Here is an 18,878-nt window from a genome sequence, read left to right as displayed (position 1 = left end):
GAGCCGTCCTGTGACCCGCTAGTAGGCGACCCCCACGCCCTGCTTCACCGTCGCGGGGTCGTCGATCATCGCCAGCATCGCGTGGGCCACGTCGGCCCGCGAGATGCTCCGGCCGCTGCGCGGATTCCCGCCGACCACGGTCCGGTAGGTGCCCGTGAGCGGCTTGTCCGTGAGCTTCGGCGGGCGTACGGAGGTCCAGTCCGTGGCGCTGGCCGCGAGCTCGGCCTCCATGGCCCGCAGATCGTCGTAGACGGGCTTGAGCAGCGAGTTGATGACGCCGAGCATGGCGCGGTCGAGGAGCGGTGAGCGCTCGGGTTCGGGGCCGACCGGCGCCGCGCTGACGACGAGCAGACGCCGTACGTCCTCGGCCTCCACCGCGCCCAGCACCGACCGGGTCAGCTCGGCCGCGATGCCCGCGTCCGCGCGCCTGCGGGCGCCGAGCCCGGACAGGACCGCGTCGCGCCCGGCGACGGCGGGGCGCAGCGCCTCGGGGTCCCGCACATCCGCCCGGAACACCTCCAGGCCCGCGCCCGTCACCGTGAACCGCGCGGGGTCACGGACCACCGCGGTGACCTGATGGCCCGATGCCAGTGCCTGCCGGACGATCTCCTGGCCGATGCCGCCGGTCGCTCCGAAGACAGTGATCCTCATGGCACACCCTCCTAGGGTGGGTAAGTGTTCACTCACCCTCTAGAGTGAGTGGCTACTCACCCGCTCGTCAAGCTCAGTTGGAGCCCGCATGCATCAGAAGCCGGCCCGGGTCCGCATCGTCGACGCCGCCCATGAACTCATGCTGAGCATCGGTCTCGCCCGCGCCACCACCAAGGAGATCGCCAAGGCGGCGGACTGTTCGGAAGCGGCGCTCTACAAGTACTTCGCGAACAAGGAAGAGCTGTTCGTGACCGTTCTGAGCGAGCGGCTGCCCAAGCTCGGACCGCTCCTGGCCGAGCTGTCCAAGGAGCCGGGCGCGAAGAGCGTCGAGGAGAACCTCACGGAGATCGCCCGCGAGGCCGCCCTCTTCTACGAGCAGACCTTCCCGATGGCCGCCTCCCTGTACGCGGAACCCCAGCTCAAGCGCCGTCACGAGGAGGCGCTGCGGGAGATGGGCACGGGCCCCCACCGCCCGATCCAGGGCCTGGACGCCTACCTCAGATCCGAGCAGGACGCGGGCCGTGTCAGCCGCGACGCCGACACCTACGCCGCCGCGTCCCTCCTCCTCGGAGCCTGCGCCCAGCGGGCGTTCGCGTACGACATGGCCCCCGACCGCAAGCCCCCGCAGCCGCTGGACGAGTTCGCCGCATCCCTCGCCCGCACCCTGCTCACAGGGATCGCATAGAGTCCCCATTCTTTCTGGGGAGGGCAAGATCATGCTGCGTGGAAGAGGGCGCCGGGCCGCCATGTCGGTGCTGGTCGCGGCGCTGACGGGCGCGGTCGCCGTGGGATGCGGCCGGGGATCGTCCGGCGGGGACGCGACCGTCGACGGGAAGCCCGAGCGGTACGCGAGCTCCGGGCACCTGCCCGAACACCTCGCCGCCGACGGCACGACGGTCGTCGTCGGATCATCCCGCGCGGACACCGTCGTACGGGTCTACGAGGACCTGCGCTGCCCCGTCTGCGGCGAGTTCGAGGAGGACGGCGGCGCGGGCGCGCTGCGGAAGATGACCCTCCACGGCGAGGTCAGGACCGAGTACACCCTGGCGTCCTTCCTCGACGACCGGCTGGGCGGCAAGGGCTCGAAGAAGGCGGCCAACGCGCTGCGGGCCGCCCTGGAGCAGGGGAAGTTCGTCGAGTACCACGACCTCCTCTTCCAGGAGCAGCCGCAGGAGGCCGTCGACGGCTACACCGACGCGTTCCTGCTCCGCATGGCCTCACGCGTGAAGGGCCTGCGCGGCGCCGAGTTCGACGCGGCGGTGAAGGGCATGAAGTACCGCTCCTTCGTCACCGCCTCACAGAAGGCCTTCGAGGCCGACGAGGCGCCCGGCACCCCGGCCTTCGCGGTGAACGGCACCCTCCTCAAGGAGGACCGGTGGAACCTGATGTTCGACCCCGAGTACGTTCCGCTGGCCGTCGGGACGTCGACCCTGCCCCAGTGACAGACGCACCGGACCTGATCAGGGGGCGGCGGTCAGCCAGTCGTCGACCCCCGACAGCAGCTTCGCCTTGATGTCCTGCGGTGCCGCCGAGCCGCGCACCGACTGCCGCGCCAGCTCGGCCAGTTCGGCGTCGTCGAAGTCGTGGTGCCGGCGCGCGATCTCGTACTGGGCCGCCAGGCGCGAGCCGAACAGGAGCGGGTCGTCGGCGCCGAGCGCCATCGGCACCCCGGCCTCGAACAAAGTGCGCAGGGGTACATCCTCGGGCTTCTCGTAGACGCCGAGGGCGACATTGGAGGCGGGGCAGACCTCGCAGGTCACTCCCCGGTCCGCGAGCCGCTTCAGGAGCCGCGGGTCCTCGGCGGCCCGCACCCCGTGCCCGATCCGCGCCGCCTCCAGGTCGTCCAGGCAGTCGCGTACGGAGGCGGGCCCGGTCAGCTCGCCGCCGTGCGGCGCGGCAAGGAGGCCGCCCTCCCTGGCGATGGCGAACGCGCGGTCGAAGTCCCGCGCCATGCCCCGCCGTTCGTCGTTGGAGAGCCCGAAGCCGACGATGCCGCGGTCCGCGTACCGCACGGCGAGGCGGGCCAGCGTGCGCGCGTCCAGCGGATGCTTCATACGGTTGGCGGCCACCAGGACCCGCATGCCGAGACCCGTGTCGCGCGAGGCGGTCTCGACGGCGTCCAGGATGACTTCCAGGGCCGGGATCAGGCCCCCGAGCCGCGGCGCGTACGACGTCGGGTCGACCTGGATCTCCAGCCACCCCGACCCGTCCGCGAGATCCTCCAGCGCGGCCTCGCGCACCAGCCGCTGAATGTCCTCGGGCTCGCGCAGGCAGGACCGCGCGGCGTCGTACAGCCGCTGGAAACGGAACCAGCCGCGCTCGTCGGTGGCCCGCAGTTTCGGCGGCTCGGCCCCGGTCAGGGCGTCGGGCAGTCTGACGCCGTACTTGTCGGCGAGTTCGAGCAGGGTCGTGGGCCGCATCGACCCGGTGAAGTGCAGATGAAGATGGGCCTTGGGCAGCTGCCTTACATCACGTGGTACACGCTCCATTCCAGGATCTTGCCGCATGCACCCATCGCCCGGGAAGCGGCTTTCCCCCTTCGTGGCCTTGTCCGAAAGAAAATCCGAACCGAGGATCCGGACGAAAAACGGGCCGCCCCCGGGAATCCCGGAGGCGGCCCGCATCACGCGGAAGACGCGTCAGTCGCGCGCCTCGGCGAGCAGCTTCTGGATCCGCGAGACACCCTCGACCAGGTCCTCGTCGCCCAGGGCGTACGACAGACGCAGGTAGCCCGGCGTGCCGAAGGCCTCACCCGGGACCACCGCGACCTCGGCCTCCTCCAGGATCAGTGCGGCCAGCTCGACGGAGTCCTGCGGACGCTTGCCGCGGATCTCCTTGCCGAGCAGCTCCTTCACCGACGGGTACGCGTAGAAGGCACCCTCGGGCTCGGGGCAGAACACGCCGTCGATCTCGTTCAGCATGCGCACGATGGTCTTGCGGCGGCGGTCGAAGGCCTCGCGCATCTTCGCGACGGCCGTCAGGTCGCCGGACACGGCGGCGAGCGCGGCGATCTGCGCGACGTTGGACACGTTCGACGTGGCGTGCGACTGCAGGTTGGTCGCGGCCTTCACGACGTCCTTCGGGCCGATGATCCACCCGACACGCCAGCCGGTCATCGCGTACGTCTTGGCCACGCCGTTCACGACGATGCACTTGTCGCGCAGCTCGGGCAGGAGCGCCGGCAGGGACGTGAACTGGGCGTCGCCGTAGACCAGGTGCTCGTAGATCTCGTCCGTGAGAACCCACAGGCCGTGCTCGACGGCCCAGCGGCCGATCGCCTCGGCGTCGGCCTTGCTGTAGACCGCGCCCGTCGGGTTCGACGGCGACACGAACAGGACGACCTTGGTGCGCTCGGTGCGCGCCGCCTCCAGCTGCTCCACGGAGACGCGGTACCCGGTCGTCTCGTCGGCCACGACCTCGACCGGGACGCCACCGGCGAGACGGATCGATTCGGGGTACGTCGTCCAGTACGGCGCCGGGACGATGACCTCGTCGCCCGGGTCGAGGATCGCGGCGAAGGCCTCGTAGATGGCCTGCTTGCCGCCGTTGGTCACCAGGACCTGCGAGGCGTCGACCTCGTAGCCGGAGTCGCGCAGCGTCTTCGCGGCGATCGCGGCCTTCAGCTCGGGCAGACCGCCGGCGGGCGTGTACCGGTGGTACTTCGGGTTCTTGCAGGCCTCGATGGCCGCTTCGACGATGTAGTCCGGGGTCGGGAAGTCGGGCTCGCCCGCGCCGAAACCGATGACCGGACGCCCGGCGGCCTTGAGGGCCTTGGCCTTGGCGTCGACGGCGAGGGTCGCGGACTCGGAGATCGCGCCGATACGGGCGGAGACCCGGCGCTCGGTGGGCGAAGTGGAAGGAGTAGCAGCAGCGCTCATAACCCCATCGTTCCAGACCGGAAACCCGGCCGGCACACGGGTTTCACGGACGATCAACGACTGGCCCGCTTCTTTCTGTTCGACGGAGGGCCGCGGAACACGTACACTCACTGCTCGTTGGCCTTCACCGGCCGCTCTCTTTCGGCACACGACGTGCAGTCGGAAGGATGCGGTACGTTGGGGCAGACAAAGGGTCGTAGCTCAATTGGTAGAGCACTGGTCTCCAAAACCAGCGGTTGGGGGTTCAAGTCCCTCCGGCCCTGCTACACACTCCTTCGCCAGGACGTGTGCGCATGTACGTACTGCAAATGCACCGCCGTGCGGCTCAACCGGGCGCGGCACGGCCACGACCCGGAATTCAGGTGAGGACGCGTGACGGACGCCGTGGGCTCCATCGACATGCCTGATGCCCAGGATGAGGCGCCGGAGTCCCAGAAGAAGCCCCGTAAGGGTGGCAAGCGCGGAAAGAAGGGCCCTTTCGGCCGTCTCGCGCTCTTCTACCGCCAGATCGTCGCGGAGCTCCGCAAGGTTGTCTGGCCGACTCGCAACCAGCTCACCACGTACACCAGTGTGGTGATCGTGTTCGTCGTCATCATGATCGGTCTGGTAACCGTGATTGACTATGGCTTCAACCACGCCGTCAAGTACATCTTCGGCTGAGCCGATAGCGAAGGGCGCCGTACCCGGCGCCCCATTTCGCGTGTTCCACCCCTATGTATCCAGGAAGAAGCAGCCACAGTGTCTGACCCGAACCTGAACGAGGCGATCGAGCCCGTCGAGTCCGTTGAGGACGAGCTCGACATTGTCGAGGCGGCGGACGCCGAGAACGCCGAGGACACGGTCCAGGCCGAGGCTGCCGACGAGGCAGCCACTGAGGCTGACGAGCACGCCGAGGACGAGGTCGAAGCCGCCGAGGAGTCCCTCGAGGACGACGCCGAGGACGACGCCGCCGAGCTGTCCGACGAGGACGCCCCCGAGGCCGAGGCCGACGAGGAGTCCGCCGAGGAGTCCGAGCCGGTCGACCCGATCGTCGCCCTGCGCGAGGAACTGCGCACGCTGCCCGGCGAGTGGTACGTCATCCACACGTACGCCGGTTACGAGAACCGCGTGAAGACCAACCTCGAGCAGCGCGCCGTCTCGCTGAACGTCGAGGACTTCATCTTCCAGGCCGAGGTGCCGCAGGAAGAGGTCGCGCAGATCAAGAACGGCGAGCGCAAGACCATCCGTCAGAACAAGCTCCCCGGCTACGTGCTGGTGCGCATGGACCTGACGAACGAGTCCTGGGGCGTCGTCCGCAACACTCCCGGCGTCACCGGCTTCGTGGGCAACGCCTACGACCCGTACCCGCTGACCCTGGACGAGATCGTCAAGATGCTCGCCCCGGAGGCCGAGGAGAAGGCCGCCCGTGAGGCCGCCGAGGCCGAGGGCAAGCCGGCTCCGTCCCGCAAGGTCGAGGTCCAGGTCCTGGACTTCGAGGTCGGCGACTCGGTCACCGTCACCGACGGCCCGTTCGCGACGCTGCAGGCGACGATCAACGAGATCAACGCCGACTCGAAGAAGGTCAAGGGCCTCGTCGAGATCTTCGGCCGCGAGACTCCGGTCGAGCTCAGCTTCGACCAGATCCAGAAGAACTAGCCCCTACCGGCACCTTCTGGAACAAGCACTTCCGAACAGGTCAGACGGGCTCTCAAAGCCGGTCTGACCTGCTCGGTTTTTAGCTGCACACCGATACCCGTTATCGTTGTGCGGTATGCCTCCATCCGGATGACCGGGTGGTCGGCTGAAAACTCTCACTAGGACCCGGAGAGAGCAATGCCTCCCAAGAAGAAGAAGGTCACGGGGCTTATCAAGCTCCAGATCCAGGCCGGTGCCGCCAACCCGGCCCCGCCGGTTGGTCCCGCGCTGGGCCAGCACGGCGTCAACATCATGGAGTTCTGCAAGGCCTACAACGCCGCGACCGAGTCGCAGCGTGGCTGGGTCATCCCGGTGGAGATCACGGTCTACGAAGACCGCTCCTTCACCTTCATCACCAAGACGCCCCCGGCCGCCAAGATGATCCTCAAGGCCGCGGGTATCGAGAAGGGCTCCGGCGAGCCTCACAAGACCAAGGTCGCGAAGATCACCGACGCGCAGGTCCGCGAGATCGCCACCACCAAGATGGCCGACCTGAACGCCAACGACCTGGACGCCGCCGCGAAGATCATCGCCGGTACCGCGCGTTCCATGGGCGTCACGGTCGAGGGCTGATCCTCACCCCGTTTGACCTTTCAGTGGTAGGGCCAGCGCTGGTCCGCACCACGAACTCCATACCTGAACTCCAGGAGTAGAAGTGAAGCGCAGCAAGACTCTCCGCGCTGCGGACGCGAAGATCGACCGGGACAAGCTCTACGCCCCGCTCGAGGCCGTCCGTATCGCCAAGGAGACCTCCGCGACGAAGTTCGACGGCACCGTCGAGGTCGCCTTCCGTCTGGGTGTCGACCCGCGCAAGGCCGACCAGATGGTCCGTGGCACCGTGAACCTCCCGCACGGCACCGGCAAGACCGCCCGGGTCCTGGTCTTCGCGACCGGTGACCGTGCTGCGGCCGCGGAAGCCGCGGGCGCCGACATCGTCGGCTCCGACGAGCTCATCGACGAGATCTCCAAGGGCAACCGCCTCAACGAGTTCGACGCCGTTGTCGCCACCCCGGACCTCATGGGCAAGGTCGGCCGCCTCGGCCGCGTGCTCGGTCCCCGTGGCCTCATGCCGAACCCGAAGACCGGCACCGTGACCCCGGACGTGGTCAAGGCCGTGAACGAGATCAAGGGTGGCAAGATCGAGTTCCGCGTCGACAAGCACTCGAACCTCCACTTCATCATCGGCAAGGTGTCCTTCGACGACACCCAGCTGGTGGAGAACTACGGCGCGGCCCTGGACGAGATCCTTCGTCTGAAGCCGTCCGCCGCCAAGGGTCGCTACATCAAGAAGGCCGCCATCGCCACCACGATGGGCCCCGGCGTTCCGGTCGACCCGAACCGCACCCGCAACCTCCTCACCGAGGAGGACCCGGCTGCGGTCTGAGCCTGACAGCTCAGCCAAGTCGGCTCGGGCCCCGCACCTTTCGAGGTGCGGGGCCCGTTCCCGTTTTCCCGCTAACCCCTCCGGCCGCGGGTGCGCTCCGCTAGCGTGCGGGGTCGACCTGGGTCTCGGCGGGGGAGTGTATGAACGGCAGGACATGGGTGCGGCACGCGACGGTCTGCCTGACGATGGCCGGCCTGGTGTCCTGCGGCACGCACGAGGCGCCCGAGCGCGACGAGAGTGTCACCGGGGCGATCGAGGCCGCACGCTCGGAGGTCGCCGCCGCCGGGTCCGCGAGGATCGAGGCGACGAGCAGCACGGGCACCAGCCTGTCCTCGCGGAGCGTGGGCGTCCTGCGCTGGTCGGGCGGGCTGCGCGGCACTCTGCGGGTGACCACGACCGGCGGCTCGATGGCCTCGACGACGCGGCTCATGGGCGGCTCCCCGTCCCAGTCCCGCTTCCTGCCGGACGCGTACTACACGCGTATGACCGACAAGTTCGCCGCGCTGTCGGGCGGCAAGCACTGGATCAGGTACCCGTACGATTCCGGGGCCGACCTCTCGCCGGCGGCTTCTCTGAAGCTGCTGCTGTCCTCGGGGAACGCCCGCGAGGTGGGCCCGGAGACCGTGCGTGGCGTCCGCGCGACGCACTACACGGGCTCGGCCCACGGGCAGCGCGTCGACGTGTGGATCGACCGCGGCGACCGCCTGGTGAAGCGCGTCCAGCGGGCCGATACGGCCTCCGGCGCCTTCTGCGGGACGGTGCACTACGCCGACTACGGCGCCCGCGCCTCGGCGGAGCGCCCGCCGTCACGGGACACGGTCGACTTCAAGGACGTCGTTGATCGAAAGCCCGCCGCCTGAGCCTTCGGTATCGTGCGCCCACCTACGTGTATCGATCATCTGTTCTTGGGGTGGGGTGTCATGACAGTGAACAGAGCGGCGGGGACCGTACTGGCCGCCGCCGCGGTGCTGGGTGGCGGGGCCACCGCCTGTACGTCGTCGGGGGGCGACGGGAAGGCGGGTTCTTCGCCGCGGACGGCGGCGGCCGCCGCCGTCCTCAAGGCCACGGAGAACGGGGAGCGGCTGACGTCGTTCGGCTATCGGATGACCGGCGAGGTCCCCGGCTCGGGCCGGATCGACGGCGAGGCCGCGATCAGCGTGAAGCCGATGGCGATGCGGATGAGGATGACCTCGCCCGACCAGGGCTCCGACAGCACCCTGGAGATGCGCGTCACCGGCGGCGCGCTGTACATGGGGGGCGGCAGGAGTGCGGCCAAGGAGACGGACGGCAGGAGCTGGCTCAAGTTCGACATCTCCGGGCCCGCGGCGCAGGAGGCCGCGGCGACGAACCCGCTGGCCGGCCAGGTGAACCAGAACCCGGCCGAGCAGGTCACGTTCCTCAACGGCTCCAAGGACCTCGAACGCGTCGGCGAGGAGAGCGTGGAGGGCGAGCAGACCGCGCACTACAAGGGCACCGTCACGCTGGACCAGATGCGCGAGAGCTACAAGGACGAGGACGCGGCCACCAGGAAGCGCCGCGACCAGAACCTCTCGGTGTACGAGGTCCTGGGCGTCGACAAGCTCGTGGTGGACCTGTGGGTCGACCAGGACGACCGCACCAAGCGCTTCCGTACCCGCGGCGCGGCGGACAAGGGCCGCTTCGACATGACGATGACCTTCTTCGCCTACGACAAGCCGGTCACCGTGCGGGCTCCGGCCGCCGCGGACGTGGTGGATCTGGCGCAGATGATGAAGGGCGCGACCAGCAGTTGAGCGTCCGGGCGGGGGTCGGCAAGGGCGGATTTGCCTGAGACGGACCCCGTCACGTAATCTCCTCGAGAAGCCAAAGACCGCTGGTCGTTGCCGTGCCCTCGCAAGAGGAAGCGGTGACCGAAGGATCTGCTGAAAGCGGACGACCTGCGCAGGTGACTGTGGAAAGTTCCCGGACTCGTTCCGGTCGAGCTGAGCCCCGTGCGCCTGCGCCGGGGCGTTTTGTTTTGTACAGCCCCTTCTGAGCGGTCCTCATCACCCGGAAGGAGGCCGACGCTTTATGCCGACGCCCGACAAGGCTGCCGCGGTAGCCGAGCTCACGGACAAGTTCCGCAGCTCGAACGCCGCCGTGCTGACCGAGTACCGGGGTCTCACCGTGGCCCAGCTCAAGCAGCTGCGCCGTTCCCTCGGTGAGAACTCCGAGTACGCCGTGGTGAAGAACACGCTGACCAAGATCGCGGCCAACGAGGCCGGGATCAACACGCTGGACGACCTGTTCACGGGTCCGACAGCGGTTGCCTTCGTCACCGGTGACCCGGTGGAGTCGGCGAAGGGTCTTCGTGACTTCGCCAAGGACAACCCCAACCTCATCATCAAGGGCGGTGTCCTTGACGGTAAGGCACTGTCCGCCGATGAGATCAAGAAGCTCGCGGACCTCGAGTCCCGCGAGGTTCTGCTCGCCAAGCTGGCGGGCGCCATGAAGGGCAAGCAGACTCAGGCTGCTCAGGTCTTCCAGGCGCTCCCGTCGAAGTTCGTCCGCACTGCGGAGGCGCTTCGCGTCAAGCGCGACGAGCAGGGCGGTGCCGAGTAACTCGGCTCGCGCAATGATCGCCGCCCACTAGGGCGTCGGTCGCAGCGGGCCGAACGTACGCCCGCCTACATGTACATCGGCACCAGCCGAATTAGTGGAAGGACGCCATCATGGCGAAGCTGTCCCAGGACGACCTGCTCGCGCAGTTCGAAGAGATGACCCTCATCGAGCTCTCCGAGTTCGTGAAGGCCTTCGAGGAGAAGTTCGACGTCACCGCCGCCGCGGCCGTCGCCGTTGCCGGTCCGGCCGGCCCGGGTGCCGCTGCTGAGGCCGTCGAGGAGCAGGACGAGTTCGACGTCATCCTCACCGGCGCCGGCGAGAAGAAGATCCAGGTCATCAAGGTCGTGCGCGAGCTCACCTCCCTGGGCCTCAAGGAGGCCAAGGACCTCGTCGACGGCGCCCCGAAGCCCGTCCTCGAGAAGGTCGCCAAGGAGGCCGCTGAGAAGGCCGCCGAGTCCCTCAAGGGCGCCGGCGCCTCCGTCGAGGTCAAGTGACCTCAGGAGTCTGCTGACTCCTTGCGGAGCGGCTCTCGCGTAGGGCTGTAACGCGAACGTACTGAAGGGCGATCACCCAACTGGGTGGTCGCCCTTCAGGCTTTTCGGACGGCCGCTCGGCGTTCCAGTTCGCCTGCCTTGCACTGACGGTCCCGACGAGTATGGTGATCTTCGTTGTGCCTGGAGCCGGTGCCTGGAGCGGGCGCCGGCGGGTGCCTGCTGGTGAGTGCGGGGGTCGGGGCAGCCCCGTTCGTACAGGAGGGGGCCTTGACGAACCGCACGCAGCGCGCAATTCTCAGGACGCGTCGTCACAACGATCCGAATCCGAGGCATGGATCGACGACGAAGAGGGCAGTAAGGATGTGCGCGCCACGAGCGACGTGGTGACGTGTCGCAGGTGTTGAGAACAACGAGGGTCTGACGAGGGTCGTTGAGGACAACGAGGGTCTCAAAAAACCCGCACTGGACATCAGTGAGCCAAGTGGCTACACTGACCCTTTGCGCTGCCTGTTAGCTGCTCCCTGCCCGTCACCAGGGGCATGCCCTCGCTCCAGCACTGTTGGACTGAAGCCGTCCTGACCTGGCCCTCACCGGCCGATTCGGGAAGCTTCCGCCTCCGTGCCAGCTTGGGACCGGTACGCGCGTAGTGAGTCCGAGCCCTCGGAAGGACCCCCTCTTGGCCGCCTCGCGCACTGCCTCGACCGCGAATACGAACAACGGCGCCAGCACCGCCCCGCTGCGCATTTCCTTTGCAAAGATCAAGGAGCCCCTCGAGGTTCCGAACCTTCTTGCGCTGCAGACCGAAAGCTTCGACTGGCTGCTCGGCAACGACGCGTGGAAGGCTCGTGTCGAGGCGGCTCTGGAAAGCGGACAGGACGTCCCCAGGAAGTCCGGTCTGGAGGAGATCTTCGAGGAGATCTCTCCGATCGAGGACTTCTCAGGGTCGATGTCCCTGACGTTCCGCGACCACCGTTTCGAGCCGCCGAAGAACTCGATCGACGAGTGCAAGGAGCGCGACTTCACGTTCGGCGCCCCGCTCTTCGTCACCGCCGAGTTCACCAACAACGAGACCGGCGAGATCAAGTCCCAGACGGTCTTCATGGGCGACTTCCCGCTCATGACCAACAAGGGCACCTTCGTCATCAACGGCACCGAGCGTGTCGTTGTGTCGCAGCTCGTCCGCTCGCCGGGCGTCTACTTCGACTCCTCGATCGACAAGACGTCCGACAAGGACATCTTCTCGGCCAAGGTCATCCCGTCCCGGGGTGCCTGGCTCGAGATGGAGATCGACAAGCGCGACATGGTCGGTGTCCGCATCGACCGCAAGCGCAAGCAGTCCGTCACCGTTCTCCTGAAGGCTCTCGGTTGGACGACCGAGCAGATCCTCGAGGAGTTCGGCGAGTACGAGTCCATGCGCGCCACCCTGGAGAAGGACCACACCCAGGGCCAGGACGACGCGCTCCTCGACATCTACCGCAAGCTGCGTCCGGGCGAGCCGCCGACCCGTGAGGCCGCGCAGACGCTGCTCGAGAACCTCTACTTCAACCCGAAGCGCTACGACCTCGCGAAGGTCGGCCGCTACAAGGTCAACAAGAAGCTGGGCGGCGAAGCCCCGCTGGACGCCGGCGTCCTGACCGTCGAGGACATCATCTCGTCGATCAAGTACCTGGTGAAGCTGCACGCCGGTGAGACCGAGACCGTTGGCGACAGCGGTGTCTCGATCGTCGTCGAGACCGACGACATCGACCACTTCGGCAACCGTCGTCTGCGCAACGTCGGCGAGCTCATCCAGAACCAGGTCCGCACGGGTCTGGCTCGTATGGAGCGCGTCGTCCGCGAGCGCATGACGACTCAGGACGTCGAGGCGATCACGCCGCAGACCCTGATCAACATCCGGCCGGTCGTCGCCTCCATCAAGGAGTTCTTCGGCACCAGCCAGCTGTCGCAGTTCATGGACCAGAACAACCCGCTGTCGGGTCTCACCCACAAGCGCCGTCTGTCGGCTCTTGGCCCGGGTGGTCTCTCCCGTGAGCGGGCCGGCTTCGAGGTCCGTGACGTGCACCCGTCTCACTACGGCCGCATGTGCCCGATCGAGACGCCTGAAGGCCCGAACATCGGTCTGATCGGTTCGCTGGCCTCCTACGGTCGCGTCAACGCGTTCGGCTTCGTCGAGACGCCGTACCGCAAGGTCGTCGAGGGCGTCGTCACCGACGACGTCGACTACCTGACCGCGGACGAGGAAGACCGCTTCGTGATCGCCCAGGCCAACGCCGGCCTCGGCGAGGACATGCGGTTCACCGAGAACCGCGTCCTGGTCCGCCGTCGTGGCGGCGAGATCGACTACATCCCGGGCGACGACGTCGACTACATGGACGTCTCGCCGCGCCAGATGGTGTCGGTCGCGACCGCGATGATCCCGTTCCTCGAGCACGACGACGCCAACCGTGCCCTCATGGGCGCGAACATGATGCGTCAGGCCGTTCCGCTCATCAAGTCCGAGGCGCCGCTCGTCGGCACGGGCATGGAGTACCGCTGCGCCACTGACGCGGGCGACGTGCTCAAGGCGGAGAAGGACGGTGTGGTCCAGGAGGTTTCCGCGGACTACATCACCACCGCCAACGACGACGGCACGTACACCACGTACCGCCTCGCGAAGTTCTCGCGCTCCAACCAGGGCACCTCCGTCAACCAGAAGGTTGTCGTGGACGAGGGCGCCCGCGTGATCGAGGGCCAGGTCCTGGCCGACGGTCCCGCGACCGAGAACGGCGAGATGGCGCTCGGCAAGAACCTGCTCGTGGCGTTCATGCCGTGGGAGGGTCACAACTACGAGGACGCGATCATCCTGTCGCAGCGCCTCGTGCAGGACGACGTCCTCTCCTCGATCCACATCGAGGAGCACGAGGTCGACGCCCGTGACACCAAGCTCGGCCCGGAGGAGATCACCCGGGACATCCCGAACGTCTCCGAAGAGGTCCTCGCCGACCTCGACGAGCGCGGCATCATCCGTATCGGTGCCGAGGTCGTCGCCGGCGACATCCTCGTCGGCAAGGTCACGCCCAAGGGTGAGACCGAGCTGACGCCCGAGGAGCGCCTGCTCCGCGCGATCTTCGGTGAGAAGGCGCGCGAGGTGCGCGACACCTCGCTGAAGGTGCCGCACGGTGAGATCGGCAAGGTCATCGGCGTCCGCGTCTTCGACCGTGAAGAGGGCGACGAGCTGCCGCCGGGCGTGAACCAGCTGGTTCGTGTCTACGTGGCGCAGAAGCGCAAGATCACGGACGGTGACAAGCTCGCCGGCCGCCACGGCAACAAGGGTGTTATCTCGAAGATCCTTCCGATCGAGGACATGCCGTTCCTCGAGGACGGAACTCCGGTCGACATCATCCTCAACCCGCTGGGTGTGCCGTCCCGAATGAACCCGGGACAGGTTCTGGAGATCCACCTCGGCTGGCTCGCCAGCCGCGGCTGGGACGTCTCCGGCCTCGGTGACGAGTGGGCCCAGCGCCTGCAGGCCATCGGCGCCGACCAGGTCGCCCCCGGTACCAACGTCGCGACCCCGGTCTTCGACGGTGCCCGTGAGGACGAGATCTCCGGTCTCTTCGAGGCCACGATCCCGAACCGCGACGGTGACCGTCTGGTCCAGCCGTCCGGCAAGGCCAAGCTGTTCGACGGCCGCTCCGGTGAGCCGTTCCCGGACCCGATCTCGGTCGGGTACATGTACATCCTCAAGCTGCACCACCTGGTCGACGACAAGCTCCACGCCCGTTCGACCGGTCCGTACTCCATGATCACCCAGCAGCCGCTGGGTGGTAAGGCTCAGTTCGGTGGCCAGCGATTCGGTGAGATGGAGGTGTGGGCGCTTGAGGCTTACGGTGCCGCTTACGCCCTCCAGGAGCTCCTGACGATCAAGTCCGATGACGTGACCGGCCGCGTGAAGGTCTACGAGGCCATCGTCAAGGGCGAGAACATTCCCGAGCCGGGCATTCCCGAGTCCTTCAAGGTGCTCATCAAGGAAATGCAGTCGCTCTGCCTCAACGTGGAGGTGCTGTCCTCGGACGGCATGTCCATCGAGATGCGCGACACCGACGAGGACGTCTTCCGCGCGGCGGAGGAGCTCGGTATCGACCTGTCCCGGCGCGAGCCGAGCAGCGTCGAAGAGGTCTGACGGGCCTGGTCGGGGGCTCCCACAAGGAGCCCCCGGCCATCCCCGGGACCGTTCAGACCATGATGAAGCGCCTTACTTCGCTAACGCGAGGGGCACAACCCCGAAAGAGGGATTGACGCACAGTGCTCGACGTCAACTTCTTCGACGAGCTGCGGATCGGCCTTGCCACCGCGGACGACATCCGGACCTGGTCTCACGGCGAGGTCAAGAAGCCCGAGACCATCAACTACCGCACCCTCAAGCCCGAAAAGGACGGACTCTTCTGCGAGAAGATCTTCGGTCCGACCCGGGACTGGGAGTGCTACTGCGGTAAGTACAAGCGTGTCCGCTTCAAGGGCATCATCTGCGAGCGCTGCGGCGTCGAGGTCACTCGCGCCAAGGTGCGTCGTGAGCGGATGGGCCACATTGAGCTGGCCGCGCCGGTCACGCACATCTGGTACTTCAAGGGCGTTCCGTCGCGCCTCGGCTACCTGCTTGATCTCGCCCCGAAGGACCTCGAGAAGGTCATCTACTTCGCGGCGTACATGATCACGTTCGTGGACGAGGAGCGCCGCACCCGCGACCTGCCCTCCCTCGAGGCGCACGTCCAGGTGGAGCGTCAGCAGATCGAGAACCGTCGCGACTCCGACCTGGAGGCCCGCGCCAAGAAGCTCGAGACCGACCTGTCCGAGCTCGAGGCCGAGGGTGCCAAGGCCGACGTGCGCCGCAAGGTGCGCGAAGGTGCTGAGCGCGAGATGAAGCAGCTGCGCGACCGTGCGCAGCGCGAGATCGACCGCCTCGACGAGGTGTGGAACCGCTTCAAGAACCTCAAGGTCCAGGACCTCGAAGGTGACGAGCTGCTCTACCGCGAGCTGCGTGACCGCTTCGGCACGTACTTCGACGGCTCCATGGGTGCCGCTGCCCTGCAGAAGCGCCTGGAGTCCTTCGACCTCGAGGAGGAGGCCGAGCGCCTCCGCGAGATCATCCGTACCGGCAAGGGCCAGAAGAAGACCCGTGCGCTCAAGCGCCTCAAGGTCGTCTCCGCGTTCCTGCAGACCAGCAACAGCCCCAAGGGCATGGTGCTCGACTGCGTGCCGGTCATCCCGCCGGACCTGCGTCCGATGGTGCAGCTGGACGGTGGCCGCTTCGCGACCTCCGACCTGAACGACCTGTACCGCCGCGTGATCAACCGCAACAACCGCCTGAAGCGACTCCTTGACCTCGGTGCCCCCGAGATCATCGTGAACAACGAGAAGCGCATGCTTCAGGAGGCCGTCGACGCGCTCTTCGACAACGGCCGTCGTGGTCGCCCGGTCACGGGCCCCGGCAACCGTCCGCTGAAGTCGCTGTCCGACATGCTCAAGGGCAAGCAGGGTCGTTTCCGTCAGAACCTGCTCGGCAAGCGAGTCGACTACTCGGCGCGTTCCGTCATCGTCGTCGGCCCGCAGCTGAAGCTGCACCAGTGTGGTCTGCCCAAGGCCATGGCACTGGAGCTCTTCAAGCCGTTCGTGATGAAGCGCCTGGTCGACCTGAATCACGCGCAGAACATCAAGAGCGCCAAGCGCATGGTCGAGCGCGGCCGCACGGTCGTGTACGACGTCCTGGAAGAGGTCATCGCCGAGCACCCGGTTCTCCTGAACCGTGCGCCGACGCTGCACCGCCTCGGCATCCAGGCCTTCGAGCCGCAGCTGGTCGAGGGCAAGGCCATCCAGATCCACCCGCTCGTCTGCACCGCGTTCAACGCGGACTTCGACGGTGACCAGATGGCCGTGCACCTGCCGCTCTCCGCGGAGGCGCAGGCCGAGGCCCGCATCCTGATGCTGTCCTCGAACAACATCCTCAAGCCGGCCGACGGCCGTCCGGTCACGATGCCGACCCAGGACATGGTCCTCGGTCTGTTCTTCCTGACCACCGACGGTGAGCTCCGTGACGTCAAGGGCGAGGGCCGTGCGTTCGGCTCCACGGCCGAGGCGACCATGGCGTTCGACGCCGGCGAGCTCGCTCTGCAGTCGGCCGTCGACATCCGCTTCCCGGTGGGCACCATCCCGCCGCGCGGCTGGACCCCGCCGGTTGCCGAGGAGGGCGAGGCGGAGTACCAGTCGGGCGACAGCTTCCGTCTGCGGACGACGCTGGGCCGCGCGCTCTTCAACGAGCTGCTGCCCGAGGACTACCCGTTCGTCGACTACTCGGTCGGCAAGAAGCAGCTCTCCGAGATCGTCAACGACCTCGCCGAGCGCTACCCCAAGGTCATCGTGGCGGCGACGCTCGACAACCTGAAGGCGGCCGGCTTCTACTGGGCGACCCGTTCCGGTGTCACCGTGGCCATCTCCGACGTCGTCGTTCCCGAGGCGAAGAAGGAAATCGTCGCGGGTTACGAGGCGCAGGACGAGAAGGTCCAGAAGCAGTACGAGCGCGGTCTGATCACCAAGGACGAGCGCACTCAGGAGCTCATCGCGATCTGGACCAAGGCGACCAACGAGGTTGCCGAGGCGATGAACGCGAACTTCCCGAAGACGAACCCCATCTTCATGATGGTTGACTCGGGTGCCCGAGGAAACATGATGCAGATGCGTCAGATCGCGGGTATGCGTGGTCTGGTGTCCAACGCCAAGAACGAGACGATTCCTCGTCCCATCAAGGCGTCCTTCCGTGAGGGCCTCACCGTTCTGGAGTACTTCATCTCCACGCACGGTGCCCGTAAGGGTCTGGCGGACACCGCCCTGCGTACCGCCGACTCGGGTTACCTGACCCGTCGTCTGGTGGACGTCTCGCAGGACGTCATCATCCGCGAAGAGGACTGCGGTACCGAGCGTGGCCTCAAGCTGAAGATCGCCGAGCGCGGAGCCGACGGCACGCTGCGCAAGACGGACGACGTCGAGACCTCGGTGTACGCCCGCATGCTGGCCGAGGACGTCGTCATCGACGGCAAGGTCATCGCGCCGGCCAACGTCGACCTCGGTGACGTCCTGATCGACGCGCTGGTCGCCAACGGCGTCGAGCAGGTCAAGACCCGCTCGGTCCTGACCTGTGAGTCCGCGGTCGGCACCTGTGCCTTCTGCTACGGACGCTCGCTGGCCACCGGCAAGCTGGTCGACATCGGTGAGGCGGTCGGCATCATCGCCGCCCAGTCCATCGGTGAGCCCGGTACCCAGCTGACGATGCGTACCTTCCACACCGGTGGTGTGGCGGGTGACGACATCACCCAGGGTCTGCCCCGTGTCGTCGAGCTCTTCGAGGCTCGTACGCCGAAGGGTGTCGCCCCGATCTCGGAGGCCAAGGGCCGCGTCCGGATCGAGGAGACCGAGAAGACCAAGAAGCTCGTCGTCACCCCGGACGACGGCAGCGACGAGACGGCGTTCCCGATCTCGAAGCGTGCCCGTCTCCTGGTCGGCGAGGGCGACGCGGTCGAGGTGGGCCAGAAGCTCACCGTCGGTGCCACGAACCCGCACGACGTGCTGCGGATCCTCGGTCAGCGTGCGGTCCAGGTCCACCTGGTCGGCGAAGTCCAGAAGGTTTACAACTCGCAGGGTGTGTCGATCCACGACAAGCACATCGAGATCATCATCCGGCAGATGCTGCGCCGCGTGACGATCATCGAGTCCGGCGACGCGGAGCTGCTGCCGGGCGAGCTCGTCGAGCGCTCGAAGTTCGAGACCGAGAACCGTCGTGTGGTCACCGAGGGCGGTCACCCCGCCTCCGGCCGTCCGCAGCTGATGGGTATCACCAAGGCCTCGCTGGCGACGGAATCCTGGCTGTCGGCCGCCTCCTTCCAGGAGACGACCCGAGTCCTGACGGATGCGGCGATCAACGCCAAGTCCGACAGCCTCATCGGCCTCAAGGAGAACGTCATCATCGGTAAGCTCATCCCGGCCGGTACGGGTCTGTCCCGCTACCGCAACATCCGGGTCGAGCCGACCGAAGAGGCCAAGGCCGCGATGTACTCGGCCGTCGGTTACGACGACATCGACTACTCGCCGTTCGGCACGGGCTCCGGCCAGGCCGTTCCGCTGGAGGACTACGACTACGGTCCGTACAACCAGTAAGGCGTATGTCTGACGAAGGGCGCCCACTCCGTT

The 18,878-nt window shown here is 67.2% G+C and carries 15 protein-coding genes and 1 tRNA gene; 13 read left to right on the top strand and 3 right to left on the bottom strand.

Translation table 11 applies throughout. From position 1 onward, the window contains the following. Positions 1-18: 18 nt before the first annotated feature. Positions 19-651 (bottom strand): NAD(P)-dependent oxidoreductase, encoded by a 633-nt coding sequence (locus OHO83_RS20445; protein WP_330279697.1) that lies wholly within the window; start codon positions 649-651, stop codon positions 19-21. Positions 652-739: 88 nt separating this feature from the next. On the opposite strand from OHO83_RS20445, the gene OHO83_RS20440 reads away from it, so the two are divergent. Together OHO83_RS20440 and OHO83_RS20435 are read left to right on the top strand one after the other, a co-directional pair. Continuing rightward, entirely contained in the window at positions 740-1,336 is a 597-nt protein-coding gene (locus OHO83_RS20440) for a TetR/AcrR family transcriptional regulator (protein WP_266673316.1), read from the top strand. 31 nt (positions 1,337-1,367) lie between these two features. Then, positions 1,368-2,093: a DsbA family protein gene (locus OHO83_RS20435; protein WP_266673317.1), complete on the top strand. Its 726-nt coding sequence runs from the start codon at positions 1,368-1,370 to the stop codon at positions 2,091-2,093. Between the two features lie 18 nt (positions 2,094-2,111). On the opposite strand, the gene OHO83_RS20430 is transcribed toward OHO83_RS20435, so the two are convergent. Both OHO83_RS20430 and OHO83_RS20425 read right to left on the bottom strand, forming a co-directional pair. Beyond that, complete coding sequence (locus OHO83_RS20430; RefSeq protein WP_116511102.1) at positions 2,112-3,140, bottom strand: adenosine deaminase; 1,029 nt, start codon at positions 3,138-3,140, stop codon at positions 2,112-2,114. A 150-nt stretch (positions 3,141-3,290) separates the two neighbouring features. Next, positions 3,291-4,529 carry a pyridoxal phosphate-dependent aminotransferase gene (locus OHO83_RS20425; RefSeq protein WP_266673318.1) on the bottom strand — a complete coding sequence of 413 codons (1,239 nt, stop codon included), beginning with the start codon at positions 4,527-4,529 and terminating at the stop codon, positions 3,291-3,293. A 190-nt stretch (positions 4,530-4,719) separates the two neighbouring features. On the opposite strand from OHO83_RS20425, the gene OHO83_RS20420 reads away from it, so the two are divergent. The 11 genes from OHO83_RS20420 (at position 4,720) to OHO83_RS20370 (ending at position 18,845) form a co-directional block, all read left to right on the top strand. Next, a tRNA-Trp gene (locus OHO83_RS20420) sits at positions 4,720-4,792 on the top strand. A 109-nt stretch (positions 4,793-4,901) separates the two neighbouring features. Beyond that, positions 4,902-5,189: a preprotein translocase subunit SecE gene (gene secE / locus OHO83_RS20415; RefSeq protein ID WP_100594904.1), complete on the top strand. Its 288-nt coding sequence runs from the start codon at positions 4,902-4,904 to the stop codon at positions 5,187-5,189. 78 nt (positions 5,190-5,267) lie between these two features. Beyond that, entirely contained in the window at positions 5,268-6,164 is an 897-nt protein-coding gene (nusG, locus tag OHO83_RS20410; RefSeq protein ID WP_330279696.1) for a transcription termination/antitermination protein NusG, read from the top strand. Between the two features lie 177 nt (positions 6,165-6,341). Then, entirely contained in the window at positions 6,342-6,776 is a 435-nt protein-coding gene (gene rplK / locus OHO83_RS20405) for a 50S ribosomal protein L11 (RefSeq protein ID WP_100594902.1), read from the top strand. Positions 6,777-6,858: 82 nt separating this feature from the next. Next, positions 6,859-7,587: a 50S ribosomal protein L1 gene (rplA, locus tag OHO83_RS20400; protein WP_116511096.1), complete on the top strand. Its 729-nt coding sequence runs from the start codon at positions 6,859-6,861 to the stop codon at positions 7,585-7,587. 140 nt (positions 7,588-7,727) lie between these two features. Next, a complete protein-coding gene (locus OHO83_RS20395) occupies positions 7,728-8,447 on the top strand; it encodes a hypothetical protein (RefSeq protein WP_330279695.1) in 720 nt (239 codons plus the stop codon). A 60-nt stretch (positions 8,448-8,507) separates the two neighbouring features. Continuing rightward, on the top strand, positions 8,508-9,359 hold the full coding sequence (locus OHO83_RS20390) for a DUF1396 domain-containing protein (protein ID WP_330279694.1): 852 nt from the start codon (positions 8,508-8,510) through the stop codon (positions 9,357-9,359). A 277-nt stretch (positions 9,360-9,636) separates the two neighbouring features. Further along, complete coding sequence (gene rplJ / locus OHO83_RS20385; protein WP_100594899.1) at positions 9,637-10,167, top strand: 50S ribosomal protein L10; 531 nt, start codon at positions 9,637-9,639, stop codon at positions 10,165-10,167. Positions 10,168-10,277: 110 nt separating this feature from the next. Further along, positions 10,278-10,661, top strand: coding sequence for a 50S ribosomal protein L7/L12 (gene rplL / locus OHO83_RS20380; protein WP_266673324.1), 384 nt, complete (start codon positions 10,278-10,280; stop codon positions 10,659-10,661). A 676-nt stretch (positions 10,662-11,337) separates the two neighbouring features. Beyond that, positions 11,338-14,823, top strand: coding sequence for a DNA-directed RNA polymerase subunit beta (rpoB, locus tag OHO83_RS20375; RefSeq protein ID WP_266673326.1), 3,486 nt, complete (start codon positions 11,338-11,340; stop codon positions 14,821-14,823). Positions 14,824-14,945: 122 nt separating this feature from the next. After that, on the top strand, positions 14,946-18,845 hold the full coding sequence (locus OHO83_RS20370; protein ID WP_266673328.1) for a DNA-directed RNA polymerase subunit beta': 3,900 nt from the start codon (positions 14,946-14,948) through the stop codon (positions 18,843-18,845). The last annotated feature ends 33 nt before the right edge of the window (positions 18,846-18,878 follow it).

It is taken from the genome of Streptomyces sp. NBC_00569 (genome assembly GCF_036345255.1).
Classification (GTDB): Bacteria; Actinomycetota; Actinomycetes; order Streptomycetales; family Streptomycetaceae; genus Streptomyces.
This window is presented reverse-complemented; position numbering and strand designations above follow the sequence as displayed.